A 17,620-nucleotide genomic window follows, 5' to 3' on the forward strand; every position below is an offset into this window, starting at 1 on the left:
AGGCTACGGCGCTTGCGGGTGCGCTCCTTTTCCAGCTCCTGCACCCCCTTCTGGCCGTCCAGCTTGGCCTGCAAGGTGGGGGCGGTGGTCGCGCCGCGCCGGGCCTCCTTGATCTGCCGGTCCAGTTCCTTGAGGTCGCGCTCTAACCCCACCTTCAAATCCTCTGACCAGGTGTCGATGCGCTCGGCGGCGTCTTCAAAGGCTTTCAGGTTGCGGGTATTGATCTGGCTGCGGCGCTGAACGCGGGCGTGGTCGAGCAGGTCCGGCAGGGCGGCGGGGGGGGAGGTGTCTGCATCCTGAGTGGCCGCGCCCAGATCGAACAGCTTGCGGGTCAGCTCGGCGGGCCAGATTTCGCCCTCGTCGGTCAGGGCACACAGCAGCAGGTGTTCTTCCGTCTGGCCCAGCGCTTCTACGGTGTAGAGCGCCGCGCTCAGCCAGCCGCCTTCGCCCCGCCGCTCCCGCAAGGCCCCGATATGCGGGCCGCTGTACTGAAAACTCAGGTGCTGATGTTCAGGCAGGAGCCGGGCCTTGGCCCTCGCCAGCACGTACTGAGCCAGCGGGTGTCCCAGGCGGTAGCGGTGAGCGCCGGGAACGTCCGGTAGCGCCTGTTCGCGGAGCTGGGCGTCACGCTCCGGCAGGATGTAGTGCCCGCTGGCGACGCCCTGGCCGCTGGGGTCGCGGCGCAGGGTAAAGGAACGCTCGTCGCCAAAACTGGCGTCCTCACCCAGTTCCGTTTTTGTGGTCTGCATCAGCAGCCGGGAGAAGCGTCCCAGTTGCTCACGGCTCTCGTCCTGGCGCACTTTCAGCAGGCGGTGAACGTCCTCGTCGAAATATTCGAGCAATTGGGCGCGGGTGCGGGTCATGGTCTCGCTGATTTCCGAACTCAGGGCGGCCTGCAACTCGTCGAAGGCCGCCTGAATGGCCTGGGGCGTGCGGCACTTCTGGTAGATGTCGGCCACCCGCTTCTCGAAATCCACGCCGCTGCCGATGGCCCCGATCACCTCGTCGCTGCTGCCGAATACGCCGTTGAACAGCTTGAATTTCTCGCTCAGCAGTTCGTAGACCCGCACGTCGGCTTCGTTGCCCTTGTTCAGAAAGTTGAGCACCACCACATCGTGTTTCTGGCCGTAGCGGTGGCAGCGGCCAATGCGCTGCTCGATGCGCTGCGGATTCCAGGGCAGATCGTAATTGACCACCAAGGCGCAGAATTGCAGATTGATGCCCTCGGCCCCCGCCTCGGTGGCGATCATGATCTCGGCGTGCTCACGGAATTCGTCCACCAGGGCGCTGCGCATATCGGCGGTGCGCGACCCGGAGATGCGCTCGCTCCCGGCGTGTCGCGCCTGCCAGGCTTTGTAGGTGGCTTTGCTGCGCTCGTCGGTGTTGGTGCCGTTGAACAGCACGACCTTACCCGCGTGGCCGTGCTCCTCCAGCAGCTCCAGTAGGTAGTCTTGGGTGCGGCGCGATTCGGTAAAAATAATGGCCTTGCGGGCCGCGCCCTGGGCCTGTGCGGCGGCGAAGGCGCGTTGCAGGCCGGTGAGCAGCGCCTCTCCCTTGGCGTTCTCGCGGATGTTCTGGGCTTCACTGTGCAGCGCGTCCAGCTCGGCGGCCTCCTCGCCCAGTTTTCGTCGCTGGGCAGGCGTCATCGGGCTGTCTGCGCCGCCTTCGTCCCATTCGTCGGCGGTTTCACCGAGCGCCTCATACTCTGCGGCCAGCTCGACCTCAAGGGCCGTGCCGCCGCGCGCGCTCAGCTCCCGGTTCAGGCGGTCACGGACAGTGCCCAGCGCCCCGGCAATGGCAAATGAGCTGGAGCCCAGCAGCTTACGCAAAATCAGGGTAATCAGGCTGCGCTGACTGTTGGGCAGCGAGGCCAGCTCGTCACGCTGCAAGAACTCGCTGACCCGCTCGTACAAGCGCTGCTCGCCGCTGTGCGGCGTAAACTCCTCGACCAGCACATGCCGCCGGGTATAATTGACGTACTGCGTGACCTGCTTGCGTAAGGTCCGGTGGCAAAACGGCTCCAGCCGCCGCTTGAGCTGCGAGAAGGTGGCCGGACTGCTCAGGTTGGCGTACTGCTCCCGGAAACTGCCGATGTCTCCAAACACCTGTTCGTCGAGAAAGCTGACCAGGCCGTACAACTCCAGCAAGCTGTTTTGCAGCGGCGTAGCGGTCAGCAGCAGCTTGGAGCGCCCATGTAGCGCCGTTTTCAGGGCGTTGCCGGTGACGTTACTGGTTTTGTAGACGTTTCGCAGGCGATGGGCCTCGTCCATGACCACCAGATCCCAGTGAATAGCCTTGATGTCGTCGGCCTTGCGGGCGGCGAACTGGTACGAGCAGATGACGATCTGATCACTCTGAAATGGTGGCTCATCCCGCCTGAGCGCGGCGTTGTAACTGGTCGTCTCAATGATCTGAACCGGCAAAAAGAACTTCTCGCCCAGCTCCTGAACCCACTGTTTACGCAAGTTGGCAGGTGTAATGATCAGAACCCGCCGCTTGTATTCGGCCCACTTCTGGGAGATGACCAGTCCCGCCTCAATGGTTTTGCCCAGGCCCACCTCGTCGGCCAGCAGTGCGCCGCCTGAGAGCGGATTCTGAAAGGCGAACAGAGCGGCCTGAACCTGATGTGGATTGAGGTCCACCTGTGCGTCGACCAGAGCACCTGCAAACTTGTCGGCCTCGTCTGGCCCGCGCCGCCGGGTGAGTTCGTGGGCGTAGAGCTTACTGTGGTGAAAGGTCATCACGATAGGGGAAGTATGGCGCACGGCTGGGCCAGACTCGCAGAACATGGGCGTGACGACCAGCAGCGTCTTCGGCACAACGAAAAAACCCCGCCCTGAGACGAGGTTTTCTTCTGGTGTACCTGAAGGGATTCGAACCCCTGGCCTTCTGATCCGTAGTTCCCCCTAGCCCCTGCCGCCCCGTTTTATGCTCTCCCAGACTCTCCCTCTGGGTGGGCGTTTTTCGTGTCAGGGAGTGGTGTTCATCTCGTCTCAGACCGCCTTGCCCCGTTCTGGTTGTGGCACTGTTGTGGCAATTGAAGTCGCTTACCCGAAGATGATCCACAAGCATTACTCCGAGTATTTCCCCACCTGTTACGTAGCCCGCGAACCCGATGCACAGAGGGTTAATTGCATTTCGGCTTGTGGGTAGGAAGATAGCCGGTACGGAGTCTGTGGATAAATTTTCTCGTGTGGCATGCACTTTATAGAATTATCCACAAACTTGCACAAGTGTTTTTCGAGTGTGCTGTAATTTCTCTAGGGAAGAAACAGCACTTGGCAAAACGCCCTAACACAGCACGGTGCGTTTGATTTCCCTACAACACGAAAGCGCGTGAGCTTCCCGGCCAGGAAAAACACTCACGCGCTGCCCAGGGAACCTTTTCACGGGTTCCCAATCGCCCCCGAACACGGATGTTCGGGACATGACCCTTTGGAGGTCACGCCATGAATTTAACCCACCCCGCCCCACCGGTGAAGTTGACTTACAAACCCGAAGAGCTGCCGCCCATGCTGGGCATTGGACGTAACGGGATTTATGGCCTCATTCACTCTGGCAAGTTGCGAAGCATTCGGGTGGGAAGAAAATTTGTAGTGCCGTCATCTGCTATTGAAGAGTTTCTGAACGGCGGCACTAAATGAAGCGGCCCACCGGGCAGACGGTGGGCGACATGAACAGTTTAGCGCACCTATACGAACTGGCGCTCACGGCTCAGCGCCCCGATAACATCTGTTCTGGGCTGAAGTTGCTCGAAGCTCTTAGGAAGTGCCGTGATTTTCAACCCATCACAGGCAGCAAGGCGTGAAGCTCTCCGAACTCCTCCCCCTCATCCATCTGCCGGACCTGATCGCCCGCGAGTGCGGCCCGGATGCGGTACGCGGCCTGACCCGTGAGCGCGGGGGCGTTATCTGTGACCCTCGCCCCGGCCAGCGCGAGACGCGGCCCAGCTTCAGTGTGTACAGGCAGGGCAACGTCTGGCGCTGGAAACGACACGGCGGTGATGAGGCCAGCGGCAACGCCTACGGCTTCCTGCTCGACTGCGGCTACTCCGAGACACAGGCCCGTGAGGAACTGCACCGCCTGGCTGGGGTGCCGCTGGACGGGTGGCAGAGCGCACCCCGGCCCCGGATCGCTTACACCCCGCCTTCTTCGCTGGACCTGGCACGCGGGGCGCTCAGTCGGTATGCCCCACTCACCCCGGATGAGCTGGCCCAGGTCGGGCGACTGCTGGCCCCACTGGATGAGCGCAGCCCAGCGGCCCAGGACTTGCGGCGGCGCGGCCTGCTGGGCTGGGCAGGCTTACAGGTCGGTGTGTTGCGTTCCGACTTCCAGACCCGTGAGGGGAAGGTGCTGGCAAAGCGTGGGGCACTGGGCCTGCTGATGACCGGCCCGGATGGTCAGGTCTGGGGGCTCAAGGTGCGGAACCTGGGCACGGCCTCTGAGTTGGAAACGGCGGGCGTAGACCGCTACATCTACCGGCTGGCGAAGCACGGTGCTCCGGCGTGGTGCTCACCGGGTTACGGGCAGGGTCAGGCGCTGCTCATCACTGAAGGCGAGTTGAACGGCGCGGCGGCATCGAGGGTGGCACAGGTGGCCGGGCTGAGCCTGGATGTGCAGGGGCTGGCCGGGGCGGGTGGGGTGCCGCATCTGGTCGGGATGATGGGGAAGCCGGTGTACCTGTATGGCGACCCGGACCCGGCGGGCCTGGCCTGTCTGGCGCGGGTCGGTGAGCTGGCCCAGGCAGCCGGAGCGGCTGAGGTCCGGGTGCTGGCCGCGCTGCCTGCCGGTGACTTCTGTGACCGGCTGGGCGAGCAGGGCGCGGCGGCGTTTGGCGCTCAGCTCCACACCCTACTCGAAGAGGCTCAGATCAGCGCTGTTGATTTGGGGCCACGCCCAGCTTTCGGGCCACCCCCTGTTCTGAAGACAATGCCGTCTGGCACGGTGCCCAGCATTTGGGGCCAACAGAAACAACCCTGTCGGGGGATTTGGGGACAGAAGCGGGGCGTGCTGTGAAGCTGCGCTTCCGGCAGGTGTCCGGCATCCCGACCCCGCCCCCGATTGAATGGGTCTGGGAGGGCCGCATCGCACGCGGCTACATCACCATGTTGGGCGGTACGGGTGGAGTCGGTAAGAGTGCGCTGGTGGCCTCTCTGGAAGTCGCGGTGCTGGCTGGGCTGCCGTTCCTGGGCGGGGCCACCTCACAGGGCGCGGTGATTCATGCCGACTTCGACACCGACGCCCGCGCCCAGTTGCCCTGGTTAGAGCGGGCGGTACTGGGTCAGGGCGTTTCGCATGACGTGCTGGACCGTATCACCTACGTGGACTCCGAGCACGGCGGCTTCATGGATGAAGCGGGCCTGGCCGCCCTCAAAGAGCAAGCGCTGTCTGTCGGTGCGGTGCTGATCGTGGTGGACGCCTTCACGTCTGCTTTCCCGATGATCCGGGGCAATGACGCGGGCGAGGTGATGCAGGTGATGGCCGCATTTCGCCAGCTTGCCAAAGACACGGGCGCGGCGGTGGTGGTGCTCGACCATACCCCTAAGCCGATGGTGAATATGCCGGAAGGGCGCGGGCTGCTGGGAAGCACCATCAAGAGCGCCGGGGCGCGGGCGGTGCATCTACTGAGCCGCGTACCGCCGAAAGACGTAGGCGGGCTGGACGTGCTGCGCTTTGAGGCTCACAAGAACAACCTGGCCCAGATCGGTGAGCCGCTGGGTATTCAGCGCATCTGGGAAGGTGACGGGCTGCGTTTTGAGCCGTATGAGCTGCCCGACAGCGACCACGACGGCCCGGCCAGCAAGGCGCGGCGGGCGCTGGAAACCTACCTGAATGACCGGGCCGGGGCTGTGATCCCCCGCAAAGAACTGTTTGACCACCTCATCACGCGCCTGAATGTCTCCGAGCGAACCGTGAAACGGGCTGTCGGAGAGGCGATTTCAGAGAACACCATTCAGACCGTTCAACTCAGCGGGCGTGGCAACCCGGTGGCTTATAAGAGTGTGCTCGAAGTGGCTGATTCGGGGCCACTGGATAACCTGCCCGACAGTGGTGTGAATGTGGTGGCCCCAAATCATTCAAGCGTGTCAGACGACAGTGTTCTGAGAACAGGGGTTGTCCTCAAAACAATGGCTGGCCCCAAATCAGAACCTGTTGAGCAAGAGGAAGTGCAGACGTGGTAGCGCTGGAGCTGCTGACGGTGCTGGAGGCGCGGGGGGTGAAGCTGAGTATCCAAGCCGGACAGCTCACCTCACGCGGCCCGGTGGGCGCTATCACACCCGACCTGGGCGAGCAGATCAAGGCCCAGAAAGCCGCCCTGCTCGAAGTCCTCAGCCTGCCCCTGACCGGCGATATGTTGCCGCCGCTGCCCTGGGAGGATGTGCCCGGCCCGCTCCGGCTGACTGCTCCTCTTCCTTCGCCGGACCCACTGCCCGAACACCTGGCCGTGATGGTGGACACGGCGAAGACAGGCACGCTGTCACGCGGCACGATCACGCTTGCCAGTGGCCTTGTCCCTGACCTGGGCGTGTATGTGCTGGCCTGGGCGGAGTGCTGGCCGGGTGATCGGGTCCACATCTTGCGGCGGCTTGAAGAGGCTTACGCGGTCACGGCGCAGGGCAGGCAGGCACGGTGAGCGCCCTGGCTGATCTGCTGGCCCAGCAACTGAGCGCAGCGGGCCTGGCTTTCGAGCGTGAGGTCCGCTTCCACCCCGTCAGGCGCTGGCGATTCGACTTCCTGTTCACGCCGTCGCTGGCCTGCGAGGTGGACGGCGGCACCTGGAGCGGCGGGCGGCACACACGCGGCGCGGGCTTCGAGAAAGACGCTGAGAAACTGAACGAGGCGGCGTTACTTGGTTTTACAGTCCTGCGCTTCACCGGCTCGATGGTGCGCGACGGAAGGGCCTTGCAGACCATCACGCGGGCACTGGAGGCGACAGGGTGAACGCGGCTGGGTATGTGCTGGGCCTGGCCCTGCTGGACCGTCTGCCCCTGAATCAGCGCCCCGTCTGGCTGGCCTGGCTGGCTCACCTTGAACCGCATCCCCAGGACCATCGAAAAGCCGCCCAGATGTTGCACGAATGCGGCCTTCTGATACACCACACCCTCACCCCGGAGGGCGTACAGGCGGCGCGTGAAGCCCTGTGCCTGGCCCTGACCCCCCCCGGTTCTATAGGCGGTGCAGTATGAACCCCAACCCCACCAAAGCCCGGCAGGCCCGGCGAAGTAAGAAACGCACTCAACCCGGCACCCTGAACGATGCCCGCGCCCTCTTGTGGCGTGCCCTGAGCCGTGCGGGTGATCTGCTCGATGCTGAAGACGCTGAGGGCCAGCCGGACACCCACACCGCCCTTCGAGCCATCCACGCCATCTCCCAGGGCGCAGCGGCATACGCCCGCATCATCGAAGTAGGCGAGTTGGAAGCCCGCTTAGCCGCCCTGGAAGCGGTCAGCAGCGAGCCACAGCCCAGCGGCCCGCAACTGGGCCGGGGGGCCGCGTGAGCGGGCAGCGCGGCAGGCTGAGCAAGCTCGAAGCGAAGGCGCCCAGCCCGGCAGACGCGGTGCTCATCATCCTTCGCCGGATCGTCGAGCGCGGCCCGGACGGCGAGCCGGTGGAAGTCGCCACCGTGCGCCGTGAACTCACGCTCAAGGTAAGCCCAGCATGACCGGCAGAGCGCGGCGGCTGACCCGGCTCGAAGCCCAGCAGCGCAGTTCACACGCGGTGGAGCAAATCGGCATTTACGAAGCCGACCTAGCGGCGGGCGTATGGCGCGATATTCACACCGGCAAGGCAGGCCCGGCGCTGAGTGCGGAAGACCTGGCAACCGGCGGCGAACTGGCCCAGTCAGGCGGCGGGCTGCTGCTGTACTCCCCACTGCCGGGCCGCTCCAAGATCATCCCAGGGCTTCAGGCGGCTGACCTGTGAGCAGCAAAGCGCGGCGCCTGTCGGTGCTCGAAGCGGCGCGGCGTGAGTGGGAGGCCGCGCATGTGCCCCTCTCCGAGCTGCGTTCTTACGTGCTGGGCCTGCTGGAGATCGTCAGTCAGGAAGCCGGACCCCAGACGGCTGAGCGGATCGTAGACCGGCTGCTGAGCGAAACATCAGCGCGGGTGACTCAGTGCCACACGGCCCGGTCATGAAGCCGCGTGGCACCCTGGCCCGGCTGTCGGTGCTCGAAGCCCAGGCCCAGCAACGGGCCGCCCAGGTGGAAGCCTGCAAAGATCGGCAGATTGAAGCAGCCTTCTCCAGACTCAGCGAAGCCGACCTGAAGACGCTCGAAGACTGGGAACAAGCACGGGAGTTAGGCGGTGAGCGCTGGGAAGCCGCCTGCCATGCAGCGCAGGCGCTGAACTGGCCTTCGGATCATCCGGCGAAGGGCGCGGCGGACCAGTGGGCACAAGCTCTGAACGTGACCCCAAACGGCACCCCGTACTCACTGCCCGCTGAGCCGGAGGTCTTCGCCGGGTACTTCGGGGATGAAGCCCGTCGCGGAGATGAGCTGCGCCTGTCCCTGGAGGCGGGCGCCGCCCTACCTGAAGGGGTGGACCGGGCGGCGGCGGTGAGGGTGGTCGGCTGGTACGCGGCCTCTTGCCGCTTCGATGCGGCGCTGGCCGGGGTACTCGGTACACCGGACGGCGGGCGGCCTGCTGAATATCCTTATCAGGGGCGAAGGGGTGAACAGGCACCCTGAGCAATCCCGTTTTCAAATCCGAGTACCCCACGAGCATGCGGGCAAGGGTACTTGTTTTTACAGGGTCATGAGCGGCTGAGACTTCTCAGGGGCGAGCCTGAAAAGAGCGGTATCTGGATTTGAAATCGGGATTGAGTCGGGAGGCGGGGAGAGGTTGTGGCCGGGCGTCACAACCTCTTGCACTGTGAGTAAACCTAACGGTGGTGGCAGTCCCACGCGGGCGCGGGCGTGAGCTCTATGTGCGGAACTTCCGCAGATGCGGTGGGGGCAGCCCCACGCGCACGCGGGCATGAGGCAGGGGGGAAGGATCAGCCCCCCCCTGAAAAGGGCAGCCCCACGCGCACGCGGGCATGAGCCTCCGGCTTGCTCATGCAACCTGCCGGGTGCGGCAGCCCCACGCGCACGCGGGCGTGAGGTTTCCCGGTCTTTGGGTCTGCTACCCTCCCCAAAAATTTGGGGAGGGTCACCCGCCACGTCAGCCCCACGCGCACGCGGGCGTGAGCCGCTCTATCTGATAACGGTTATCAGATAGAGCGTCAGCCCCACGCGCACGCGGGCGTGAGTGCGGGAACTGGGGCTGGGACCGGCGCGGGAACGTCAGCCCCACGCGCACGCGGGCGTGAGGCTCTGGAATACTCCCGTTTCAAACGGAAGAACTGGCAGCCCCACACAAGCCAGCCATTCACAAGTAGAAGTGGTGAATGGTGCTGGGCCGTCCGGCAGGTGGACACCCTTCGTTTGAAACGCGGGGTGTTGCAGATTGCCACAACCTTGCGCGGGGGGCGCGGCCCTTCGGTGAGGTGAAGCAGCCTCACTTCATCGCCGTTGGCACTACCAACGCCGGGAGAGCAGCCCCGGCGTGAGTGATGCTCACGGCGCTCAGACCATGTTGCCGGAGGGGGCAAATAGGTCACGATAAAGTCACGAAAGAGGGGTTTACCGGCGCCGGGCAAACCCTCACCCCACACGACAAACGGCGGGCGTGATCAATCTCGATTTGAACACGAGATTGACCACGCCCGCCCTGCTTACTCCCCTGTCAGATAATTCAGATAATTCAGGCTTGCCCGGCTACGCTTGCCCGCTGTGGTGCCTACCTGCCTGAATGGCTGAGCACTGCATGGCGTTCCAGCTATTGACCCACGTGAGCTGATCAGTGGTGCAGGCGTCCCCCCACATCAGGCTCAGGGTGGACCCGTCAGGACTGGGCACGATCAGCCATGACGCGGGGAAGTCTGGGCGGCCTACCAACTCCAGCGCGGCCCGTTCGCTCACCGTGTCGCCATGCCGGTACAACCCCAGCCGGGCATCTGGGGGCGGCTCAGTCCTCACTCGCTACCCTCACCGCCTTCAGCAGCGGTGGCCGCTTCGGGCTGGGCGGCCAGGTCGGTGAGGCTCATCAGTTCCAGCACGTCAGTGAGTTGCCGCTCAGTCAGGCCCGCTGCTTGCCAGTGCTGCGCCCAGATGCCCAGCAGCGGGGCCAGCTCAGCGGCCAGGTGGGCTTCAGCGCCCTGGAACATGACCCGCCGGGCGTGGCAGCGGGCGCACTCCAGATAGCCGCCGGGCAGGTCAAGGGCGGGGACGGCGCCGCAGGCATCACAGCGGGCAGCGGGGACGGTGAGCGAGGTCAGGGCCGGGCTGAGGGTGTCGGTGGTCATGGTGTCTACCTCTGGTGGACAAGCGGGCGAGCTGTCGAAGGCGGATAAGGGGTGTGACTGATACTCACACCCCAAAGCGGAACTCAAGCCGCGTGTTGCGCGGCGGGGAACATGCGGCAGAGATACGCCCAGGTCTGCCGGGCTTCGCGTTCGGTGAGCCCCGCGAGGCTCCAGACTTCGCGGCCAGTGGCGCGGGCCGCGCTGGCGTAGTGGTGGACGCTGGGCACCCCCACACGGGTCATGATCTTGTGCAGCTTCGCAGCGCGGGCCTTGCCGATGGTCGGCGCGGCCTTGACCGGGCAGAAGTTGACCTGCGCCATGCACGCCCCGGCGCTCCTTCGGGTGGCAATCTCGGCGGCCAACTGGGCGAGCAGCAAGCCGCCCAGGTCAGCCAGCCGCGCCGCACTGGCCCAGGTCTGGGCCTCGCCCTCACCCGTGGCGTAGGCGGTGACGCGGCCCCCCTCGATGATGGTCAGGACTGGGAAGGACGCGCGGTAGGTGGGGGTGCTGGTGTACTGGTACGCGCCGTCTGCGAGTGAGGTAGTGTTCATGGTGCTTCCTTCGGATCGGGGGGAGTCAGTGGGGGCGCTCCTTGTCGAAGGGTGAGCGCCCCTTACTGCTACTTGCTATATTAAGCGCTATGCTTAATAATGTCAATAAGCAGACTGCTTAACGTAAGCTATGGAGGTATGGACGTGAACGAACGAATCCGCGAGCAGGTCAAGCAGGAAATGAAGCGCCGGGGGCTGAGCCAGATTGAACTTGCCCGGCAACTGGGCATCACGCCCCCGGCCTTATCCCAGGTCTTGAGCGGTAAGCGGGGCACCATGCCGGGCAGTCTCATGGACGTATTGCACGCTCTGGGCCTGACGCTCGAAGCGGTGCCACAGCAGCCCGGCCAGGGCACCCCATGACCCCGGCCCCTGGTATGTACTGCCACACTGCCACAAATCAACTTTTCCCGCTCTGGGAGGGCGTTTCTTTTGTGGCAGTCGCGTTTTGCCACAAATGCCGACTGCCACAGTTCGCACCGGGCCGGGAGGGCTGAGCCGTGCCCAAACGAGCGAACGGAGAAGGCACGCTGAGCAGGCGCAAAGACAAGGCCGGAAAGACCGTGGGTTGGAAAGCGGCGGTGGTGGTCGGTCAGAACGAAGACGGCACCTTAGACCGGCGGTGGATCAGCGGCAAGACTCAGGCGGAGGTGCAGGAGAAGCTACGCGGCTTTCAGGCCGACATGCACGCGGGTACGGTGGCCGACACCGAAGGGCTGACCGTCACCGAGTTCATGACCCGCTGGGCCGACCATAAAGAGCGCGAGGGGCTGAAGCCCAACACGGTGCAGAGCTACCGGGACACGGTGCGCCTGTACATCACGCCCCATATCGGCGCTGTGAAGCTGGAGAAGTTGCGGCCCCTCGATGTCGAGCGCCTACTGTCCAGGATGCAGAAGAGCGGCAAGAGCGCGGTGAACCGCCGGTACGCCCTCCGCATCCTGAGCATGGCCTTGCGTCAGGCGGTGCGCTGGCAGATGCTGCCCCGCAACGTGGCCGACGTGGTGAGTCCACCCAAAGCCGAGCGCCCGGAGATGAAGGTATGGACCCCGGAGCAGGTCGCTACCTTTCTGGACGCCGCCCAGGTTCACCGCCTGTATGCCGCCTTCTATCTGTCGCTGATGACGGGCATGAGGCGCGGTGAGGTGCTGGGCCTTCAGTGGGCTGACCTGGACTTCGAGCGTGCCCGGCTGAACGTCAGAAACAATCTGGTGGAGGTTCACCGCGACGGCGTGCCCGGCAAGACGCAGGCGGGCAAGGCCACCGTGTCTTCGGTCAGCATCGAGCTGCAAACCCCCAAGACGGCGGCTTCCAAGCGCACGGTGGCGCTGTCGCCGGGCACCCTGTCCAAGCTCAGGGAACATCAGGCCCGGCAAGCGGCAGAACAGAGCGCGGCGGCGGAAGCCTGGCAGGGGCCGGGGTACGTCTTCGCCTCCGAGCTGGGCGGCCCGACCAATCCCAACTATTTCTATGACCAGTTCAAGAAGCTGGCGAAGGGAGCGGGCTTACCAGACATCCGGCTGCATGACCTCCGGCACACGGCGGCCTCGCTGATGATCCGGCGCGGCGTCAGCCCCAAAGTGGTCAGTGACCGGCTGGGCCACACCGACCCGGCCTTCACCCTGCGCGTCTACACCCACCTGTATGACGAGCAGCGCGAAGAGGCGGCATTCGACCTGAGCGACTTCTTTCCCGTTGCCTCAGGGGGGCCGAATTGAGCCAGTTGTGGCACCGTTGTGGCAATCCGGCGAAAACGGCGCGTTCTGAGCAGACCATCAAAACGAAAAAACCCGCATGGGTAGCGGGTTTTCTTCTGGTGTACCTGAAGGGATTCGAACCCCTGGCCTTCTGATCCGTAGTCAGACGCTCTATCCAGCTGAGCTACAGGTACGTGTGGCGGAGAGGGAGAGATTTGAACTCTCGGTACTTGCGTACGCAGTCTTAGCAGGACTGTGGTTTAAGCCACTCACCCACCTCTCCAAAACAGTTGTGCGGCCTTACCGGAGTTGGCGGAGGGTGAGGGATTCGAACCCCCGGTAGGTTGCCCTACTACAGTTTTCAAGACTGTCGCCTTCAACCGCTCGGCCAACCCCCCACGCGCGGCGGCGGGGCGTGTTCAGGAGTGACCCCGAACGCGTAAGGGAGTATAGGGGCCGTATCTGCCCTTGTCAAATTAAACGCTCTGGCCCAGTTCTAACCTGGGCTTCACCGCCGTATTCACCTTTGCCGGAGCCCCCGCCGTAAGGTCAATCCCAGCCCCAGGGCGCCCAGCAGCGGCCAGACGAGCCGCAGGGGCGAGGGCGGTAAGTCAGCCTGGCCTGAGAGCAGCGCCCGCAAGGCGTCCTCGTGGGGCGTGGGGGGTGGGGTGGGCAAGGTCATCTCATCCAGATGCAGCTCGGCGCTCAGGACCCCGGTGCGGTATCCGTTCTCGCGGGGGTGGCCGGAGTGCGCGGCCAGGTTCAGCCCGACTTCACGCAGCTTGTCCGGCTCGCCTTCCTCCACCCAGGGCAGCAGCGCCAGGAAACCGCGCCGGGGCGGCGTCAGGGCGTAGCTGCGCGGCTGTGATGGCGACTCCTGGGCCGGGCCGGTCATCGCGCTCTGGCCGTCGAAGGTCAGGTCCAGCAGGTTGCCGACCACCATCGGGTTCACGGCGTAGCGAATCTGGCCCCTGTCGGTGACCTGCCAGCTACTCTCCAGCCAGGCCTGCGGCTGGTCACGCGGCACGGTGCCCGCCGGATAAATACCCTCCTTGCCGGTCCAGGGGCTGCCGTTGGCGTCGGGTTGCAGCAGCACCGTGCAGCCCTGAGCGGCCAGGTGGTTTATCACTTCGCTTCGGAAGGCGTCCAGGCTGATCGCCACGCCCAGGTCGCCTGCCGGGGTCGGAAACACTCGCAGCTCAGAAAGCCTGCCCGGCGAGAGGTCCACACCGCCCGCCTGCTCGTCCGGCGTCAGGAACACCTTGTCGGCGGACCCGATCAGCTCGCCCTGTGGCCCCAGGATCAGCGTCTGGTTATAGAGTTCGCTGCCGACTCTGACCAGCCGCCGCCCTTCCAGCCGGTAATGCGGCATCGGCGCGGAGCCCGACACCAGATATACGCCGTAACGTTTCGCCAGCGCCTGACAGACCCTGATGTACAGCGCGGCGTTTTCGTTGGCCCGCGCCAGTTGCAGCGCCCGGACAGGGGAGACCTTTTCACGAATCAGTATCGGCAGCACTTCCGGCAGATGGGCCAGGAGCAGCAGGATCAGCGCCCACTGGAACTTCCCGGTGGCCGCCGCCAGGTATCCGCCGCGCAGCACCAGGGGTAGGCCATTGAGTTCGGTCAGCACCACCAGGTTCGGGTGCGTCTGCGAGAAGTGAGGCCGGGCGGCGCCGAGTTGCAGGCGCATCCACGTCTCAAAAGTAGCGGCGCTCAGAAAGTCGCGGGCGTGCCACTTGGGCTGCACGGCAATGGCGCGTACTGTTCGGTGGGCGGTGCGGGTCATACCGGGAAGCTTAGCGGAAGAAGTGCAGGGTCTTCCGCTCATCAGATCAGGGTGCCAGACTGGGACATGTCGCCCCGACGCTTGTTGCCGCTGCTGCTCGCCCTGAGTGCCGCCGCTCTGGCCCAGGACGTTTCCCGCCTCGCCACCGGCTCCCAGGTGCTGCTGACGTACTCGGTGATCGTCTCCGAGCCGCCGACCATCTACCGGGAACAGGCCAAGCTCAGCGATCTGGCGGGCGAGCCGGTGACGGGCTGGCAGTGGCTGTTCAAGCCGCTCAAAATCGTGGGCCAGACGGCAGCGGGGTATACCTTATCCGATGGTACGTCGCAGGTGCAGCTTCCGAAACGCGGTCTGGCGACCAGAACTGTCTTCCCGCTGAGCCAGGACACCGAAACGCGGGCGCTGGCGAATGAGCTGCTGGGCAAGCTGGTCTGGGGCAATGGCCGCCTGCACGCCCCCTGCGAGATCGTGGTGGGCTACCACGCCGACGTGCGGTTCAGGAGCGCCCGCATCAGCGGGGTGTGGCGCGTGCAATCCGGGCCGCTGAGCCTTTCGCCGCAGGGTGGACTGATCGGCGGTGGAATGGTTGCGAACGCTAAGGTCAGCGCCGCGCCGATTCTGGTGGCATTTGGTCAGCCGCAGGGCGTCAAGGCCGAGTTTGCCACCATGGAAAGCTACATACCGTTTCAGACCGCCGACCTGATGGCCCTGGCCCCCCAGCGCTGCACCCGCCTGAGCGTGCTGTATGCCAGCGCCGACGACCTGCGCCGCAACCTGAGCCTGAGTGCCCCGCCCGCCGTGCTACCGGTTCTCTACAACCCGGACAAAGCCGAGAAGACCCTGCTCGGTCAGACGAAAGCGTGGGTACTGGCCCTCTACGGCAGCCCCAACGAGCCCGGCACACTCTCGGACATTCTGAAGCTGCCCCACTGGAGCTACGGCACTGGCGCCTACGACGACATCCAGATCGACTTCGGTGCGGCTGGGCGGGTCGTGAAGGCGGTCATTAGCCGCAGTCCCTGACCGATCAGCTTCATAACCACAAAAACACCGTCCGGAATTTCTCCCAGGCGGCGCTTCTCTATTTCCGACTCAGCGAACGATGCGCTGGCCCCGGCGGATGCCGAGCGTGTTGGTCAGGGCGATGTAGGCGTCGTAGTCCCTGCCTTCCAGGTACTTGAGCAACCTACGGCGCTTGCCGTTCATGATCTGGAGGCCGCGCTGACCGGCCTTGTCCTTCTTGTTGGTGGCCAGGTGGGCGCTGAGGTTGCTGATGCGGTCAGACAGCAGCGCGACCTGCACACTGGTGCTGCCGGTATCGTTCTCGGCGGTGGCGTGGGCCTGCATGACTTCCTTGCGGTGTTGTGCGTCCATGTGAGTACCTTCTTTTTCGTTGGTGTCCGACTCGGTTCAGCAGAAGTGGCTCAGGTACATAGACCGGCTTCCCCGTCACGGCGGCAGACGCCAGTGTAGCAGGGCACAGCCGGGCGGGGCAAGTTCGCTTCGGATGCTCTACCATGGCCCCGTGTACGTGGTCGTCGAAGGTCCGATTGGGGTGGGGAAAACGAGTCTGAGCCGTCTGCTGGCGCGGCGGTACGGCGCCGAGTTGCACCTGGAAGTGGTCGAGGAGAACCCGTTTCTGGCCAAGTTCTACGAGTCGCCCCAGAGCTACGCCTTTCAGGTCCAGGTCTATTTTTTGCTGTTCCGCTTCAAGCAGCTCTCCGGCATCAGCCAGGCGGGACTTTTTTCCGGAAGCGTGGTGGGCGATTACCTCTTCGACAAGGACTTCATCTTCGCGGCCATGAACCTGAAAGACGACGAATTCGCGCTCTACCAGGACTTATATAGCCACCTGAAACCGAGGCTGCCGGTGCCCGATCTGGTGATCTACCTGCGGGCCGAGCCGGGAGAACTGCTGCGCCGCATCGCCCTGCGCCAGCGCTCGTTTGAGGACGAGATGCCCGCCGCCTACCTCTCGGAGCTGACCCGCCGCTACGACGAATACTTCCGCGAATACGTCAGCACCGGGGGCCAGTTATTGAGCGTGGACGCGGGTGAACTCGATTTCGTGACCAATCCGGAGCATGAGCGTGCCCTGCTCTCCCGCATCGACGCGGCGCTAAACCTGCCCGCGCTGGTGCGCTGATGTACCTGGCCGTCAGCGGCAATATCGGCAGCGGCAAATCCAGCCTGACCCGGATGCTGGCCGAGCGCTACGGTTTTCGCCCGGTCTATGAACCGTATGCCGAGAACCCGTATCTCGAAGACTTCTACAAGGATATGCAGCGCTACTCGTTTCACTCGCAGATCTACTTTCTCAGCAAGCGCCTGGAGCAGCATTTAACATTGGTGAACGGCGCCATGTACGTCATTCAGGACCGCACCGTCTTCGAGGACGCCGGGGTGTTCGCCCGCAACTTGTATGAGGGCGGCCAGATGCAGGGCCGCGACTGGGACACTTACCAGGGTCTGTACCGGGGCATCTTGCCCGCCCTGCGCGTGCCGGATCTGCTGCTGCACATCGACGCCTCGCTGCCGACTTTGCAGGCCCGCATCGCGGCGCGGGGGCGCGACTACGAACGGAGCATTCCAGTGGCGTACCTGGCCAGTCTCAACCGCTTATACGAGCACTGGGTCGGCGGCTACGATCACAGCCCGGTGATCCGCATTCCCGGCGACGAGCGCGATTTCGTCCACGACGCGGGGGCCTTCGCCTGGGTCTGCGCCCAGGTGGAGGCGCGGGGGTACGGGTTGCCGCTGCTGAGGTAGAGGAGTGGGAGGTGGGAAGTAGGAAAAGCGGGGAGGGGAGCTGGCTGGGCTCAGTCGGCTCTGGTGGGGCGGGGCTGGACGGGCGCGGGGCAGCGCTTCGGGTAGCGCCGGTCATCGGTGGGTAGACTCAGCCGGGCCGCACCGTCAGCGGTATCGTCGGGGTCAGGGCCGAACCACTGGAGGCTGGCGCTGGAGCACAGCCGCAACCTGCCGAACAGGACGTTCCAGCTCGCCGGGCTGTAGGCCGCGCAGTAGAGGTAGGTCGCCTGCGGATACGCCACCTTCGACGCCTGAACGCAGCCGCGCACGGCGTCCACCGGGTCTTCGCCGGGCCGCAGGGTGAACTCGATTAGCAATTCAGTGCGCGAGGTGCTGCGGCGCTCGACCTGACGGCCCCGAAACGTCCAGGGCGCGGGCGGCGCGGCCAATCCGAATAGCAGCGGCAGCATCAGCATGGCTCAGCTTACCCCA

General features: G+C 64.6%; 23 protein-coding genes and 3 tRNA genes. 16 read left to right on the forward strand and 10 right to left on the reverse strand.

Features of this window, described 5'->3' with window-relative positions; all coding sequences use genetic code 11:
- Positions 1–2,741: SNF2-related protein (locus Q0R23_RS02075; RefSeq protein ID WP_293909867.1), on the reverse strand; the 2,741-nt coding region annotated here is incomplete at its 3' end.
- Between the two features lie 708 nt (positions 2,742–3,449).
- Between Q0R23_RS02075 and Q0R23_RS02080 the strand changes: the two genes are divergently transcribed.
- From Q0R23_RS02080 to Q0R23_RS02130, 11 genes are all read left to right on the forward strand, one after another.
- Complete coding sequence (locus Q0R23_RS02080; protein ID WP_293909869.1) at positions 3,450–3,644, forward strand: helix-turn-helix domain-containing protein; 195 nt, start codon at positions 3,450–3,452, stop codon at positions 3,642–3,644.
- Positions 3,645–3,804: 160 nt separating this feature from the next.
- Positions 3,805–5,016, forward strand: a complete 1,212-nt coding sequence (locus Q0R23_RS02085; RefSeq protein WP_293909871.1) for a hypothetical protein — start codon at positions 3,805–3,807, stop codon at positions 5,014–5,016.
- Entirely contained in the window at positions 5,013–6,182 is a 1,170-nt protein-coding gene (locus Q0R23_RS02090) for an AAA family ATPase (protein WP_293909873.1), read from the forward strand. Before Q0R23_RS02085 ends, Q0R23_RS02090 begins: the two co-directional genes overlap by 4 nt.
- The gene (locus Q0R23_RS02095) at positions 6,176–6,634 is read left to right on the forward strand and encodes a hypothetical protein (RefSeq protein WP_293909875.1); all 459 of its coding nucleotides are present in this window, start codon (positions 6,176–6,178) and stop codon (positions 6,632–6,634) included. Before Q0R23_RS02090 ends, Q0R23_RS02095 begins: the two co-directional genes overlap by 7 nt.
- Positions 6,631–6,942, forward strand: coding sequence for a hypothetical protein (locus Q0R23_RS02100; RefSeq protein ID WP_293909877.1), 312 nt, complete (start codon positions 6,631–6,633; stop codon positions 6,940–6,942). Before Q0R23_RS02095 ends, Q0R23_RS02100 begins: the two co-directional genes overlap by 4 nt.
- Positions 6,939–7,187 carry a hypothetical protein gene (locus Q0R23_RS02105; RefSeq protein ID WP_293909879.1) on the forward strand — a complete coding sequence of 83 codons (249 nt, stop codon included), beginning with the start codon at positions 6,939–6,941 and terminating at the stop codon, positions 7,185–7,187. The genes Q0R23_RS02100 and Q0R23_RS02105 overlap by 4 nt, the downstream gene beginning before the upstream one ends.
- The gene (locus tag Q0R23_RS02110; protein WP_293909881.1) at positions 7,184–7,498 is read left to right on the forward strand and encodes a hypothetical protein; all 315 of its coding nucleotides are present in this window, start codon (positions 7,184–7,186) and stop codon (positions 7,496–7,498) included. The genes Q0R23_RS02105 and Q0R23_RS02110 overlap by 4 nt, the downstream gene beginning before the upstream one ends.
- Positions 7,495–7,662, forward strand: coding sequence for a hypothetical protein (locus Q0R23_RS02115; protein ID WP_293909883.1), 168 nt, complete (start codon positions 7,495–7,497; stop codon positions 7,660–7,662). The genes Q0R23_RS02110 and Q0R23_RS02115 overlap by 4 nt, the downstream gene beginning before the upstream one ends.
- Positions 7,659–7,922, forward strand: a complete 264-nt coding sequence (locus Q0R23_RS02120) for a hypothetical protein (RefSeq protein WP_293909885.1) — start codon at positions 7,659–7,661, stop codon at positions 7,920–7,922. The genes Q0R23_RS02115 and Q0R23_RS02120 overlap by 4 nt, the downstream gene beginning before the upstream one ends.
- A complete protein-coding gene (locus tag Q0R23_RS02125; RefSeq protein ID WP_293909887.1) occupies positions 7,919–8,134 on the forward strand; it encodes a hypothetical protein in 216 nt (71 codons plus the stop codon). Before Q0R23_RS02120 ends, Q0R23_RS02125 begins: the two co-directional genes overlap by 4 nt.
- Complete coding sequence (locus tag Q0R23_RS02130) at positions 8,131–8,685, forward strand: hypothetical protein (protein WP_293909889.1); 555 nt, start codon at positions 8,131–8,133, stop codon at positions 8,683–8,685. Before Q0R23_RS02125 ends, Q0R23_RS02130 begins: the two co-directional genes overlap by 4 nt.
- A 1,071-nt stretch (positions 8,686–9,756) precedes the next feature.
- Here Q0R23_RS02130 and Q0R23_RS02135 read toward each other — a convergent pair.
- The 3 genes from Q0R23_RS02135 to Q0R23_RS02145 form a co-directional block, all read right to left on the reverse strand.
- Entirely contained in the window at positions 9,757–10,017 is a 261-nt protein-coding gene (locus Q0R23_RS02135; RefSeq protein ID WP_293909891.1) for a hypothetical protein, read from the reverse strand.
- Entirely contained in the window at positions 10,014–10,343 is a 330-nt protein-coding gene (locus tag Q0R23_RS02140) for a hypothetical protein (RefSeq protein ID WP_293909894.1), read from the reverse strand. The genes Q0R23_RS02135 and Q0R23_RS02140 overlap by 4 nt, the downstream gene beginning before the upstream one ends.
- 83 nt (positions 10,344–10,426) lie before the next feature.
- Positions 10,427–10,894, reverse strand: coding sequence for a hypothetical protein (locus tag Q0R23_RS02145; RefSeq protein ID WP_293909896.1), 468 nt, complete (start codon positions 10,892–10,894; stop codon positions 10,427–10,429).
- A 138-nt stretch (positions 10,895–11,032) separates the two neighbouring features.
- Between Q0R23_RS02145 and Q0R23_RS02150 the strand changes: the two genes are divergently transcribed.
- Both Q0R23_RS02150 and Q0R23_RS02155 read left to right on the forward strand, forming a co-directional pair.
- Complete coding sequence (locus Q0R23_RS02150; protein ID WP_293909898.1) at positions 11,033–11,257, forward strand: helix-turn-helix transcriptional regulator; 225 nt, start codon at positions 11,033–11,035, stop codon at positions 11,255–11,257.
- Between the two features lie 137 nt (positions 11,258–11,394).
- Positions 11,395–12,612 (forward strand): site-specific integrase, encoded by a 1,218-nt coding sequence (locus tag Q0R23_RS02155; RefSeq protein ID WP_293909900.1) that lies wholly within the window; start codon positions 11,395–11,397, stop codon positions 12,610–12,612.
- Positions 12,613–12,708: 96 nt separating this feature from the next.
- On the opposite strand, the gene Q0R23_RS02160 is transcribed toward Q0R23_RS02155, so the two are convergent.
- The 4 genes from Q0R23_RS02160 to Q0R23_RS02175 form a co-directional block, all read right to left on the reverse strand.
- Positions 12,709–12,785: transfer RNA gene (locus tag Q0R23_RS02160), tRNA-Arg, on the reverse strand.
- A gap of 3 nt (positions 12,786–12,788) precedes the next feature.
- Positions 12,789–12,874: transfer RNA gene (locus Q0R23_RS02165), tRNA-Ser, on the reverse strand.
- A 27-nt stretch (positions 12,875–12,901) separates the two neighbouring features.
- Positions 12,902–12,989: transfer RNA gene (locus tag Q0R23_RS02170), tRNA-Ser, on the reverse strand.
- A 122-nt stretch (positions 12,990–13,111) separates the two neighbouring features.
- Positions 13,112–14,380: a nitrilase-related carbon-nitrogen hydrolase gene (locus Q0R23_RS02175; protein WP_293909902.1), complete on the reverse strand. Its 1,269-nt coding sequence runs from the start codon at positions 14,378–14,380 to the stop codon at positions 13,112–13,114.
- Positions 14,381–14,446: 66 nt separating this feature from the next.
- Between Q0R23_RS02175 and Q0R23_RS02180 the strand changes: the two genes are divergently transcribed.
- A complete protein-coding gene (locus Q0R23_RS02180; RefSeq protein ID WP_293909904.1) occupies positions 14,447–15,403 on the forward strand; it encodes a hypothetical protein in 957 nt (318 codons plus the stop codon).
- 69 nt (positions 15,404–15,472) lie between these two features.
- Here the strand turns inward: Q0R23_RS02180 and rpsO are convergent, their stop codons facing one another.
- The gene (gene rpsO / locus Q0R23_RS02185) at positions 15,473–15,754 is read right to left on the reverse strand and encodes a 30S ribosomal protein S15 (RefSeq protein ID WP_293909906.1); all 282 of its coding nucleotides are present in this window, start codon (positions 15,752–15,754) and stop codon (positions 15,473–15,475) included.
- Between the two features lie 151 nt (positions 15,755–15,905).
- On the opposite strand from rpsO, the gene Q0R23_RS02190 reads away from it, so the two are divergent.
- Positions 15,906–16,526, forward strand: a complete 621-nt coding sequence (locus Q0R23_RS02190; protein ID WP_293909908.1) for a deoxynucleoside kinase — start codon at positions 15,906–15,908, stop codon at positions 16,524–16,526.
- Positions 16,526–17,149 (forward strand): deoxynucleoside kinase, encoded by a 624-nt coding sequence (locus Q0R23_RS02195; RefSeq protein WP_293909910.1) that lies wholly within the window; start codon positions 16,526–16,528, stop codon positions 17,147–17,149. The genes Q0R23_RS02190 and Q0R23_RS02195 overlap by 1 nt, the downstream gene beginning before the upstream one ends.
- A gap of 50 nt (positions 17,150–17,199) precedes the next feature.
- On the opposite strand, the gene Q0R23_RS02200 is transcribed toward Q0R23_RS02195, so the two are convergent.
- Entirely contained in the window at positions 17,200–17,604 is a 405-nt protein-coding gene (locus tag Q0R23_RS02200) for a hypothetical protein (protein ID WP_293909912.1), read from the reverse strand.
- Positions 17,605–17,620 lie beyond the last annotated feature (16 nt).

The organism is Deinococcus sp. (assembly GCF_025362455.1).
Lineage (GTDB): Bacteria > Deinococcota > Deinococci > Deinococcales > Deinococcaceae > Deinococcus.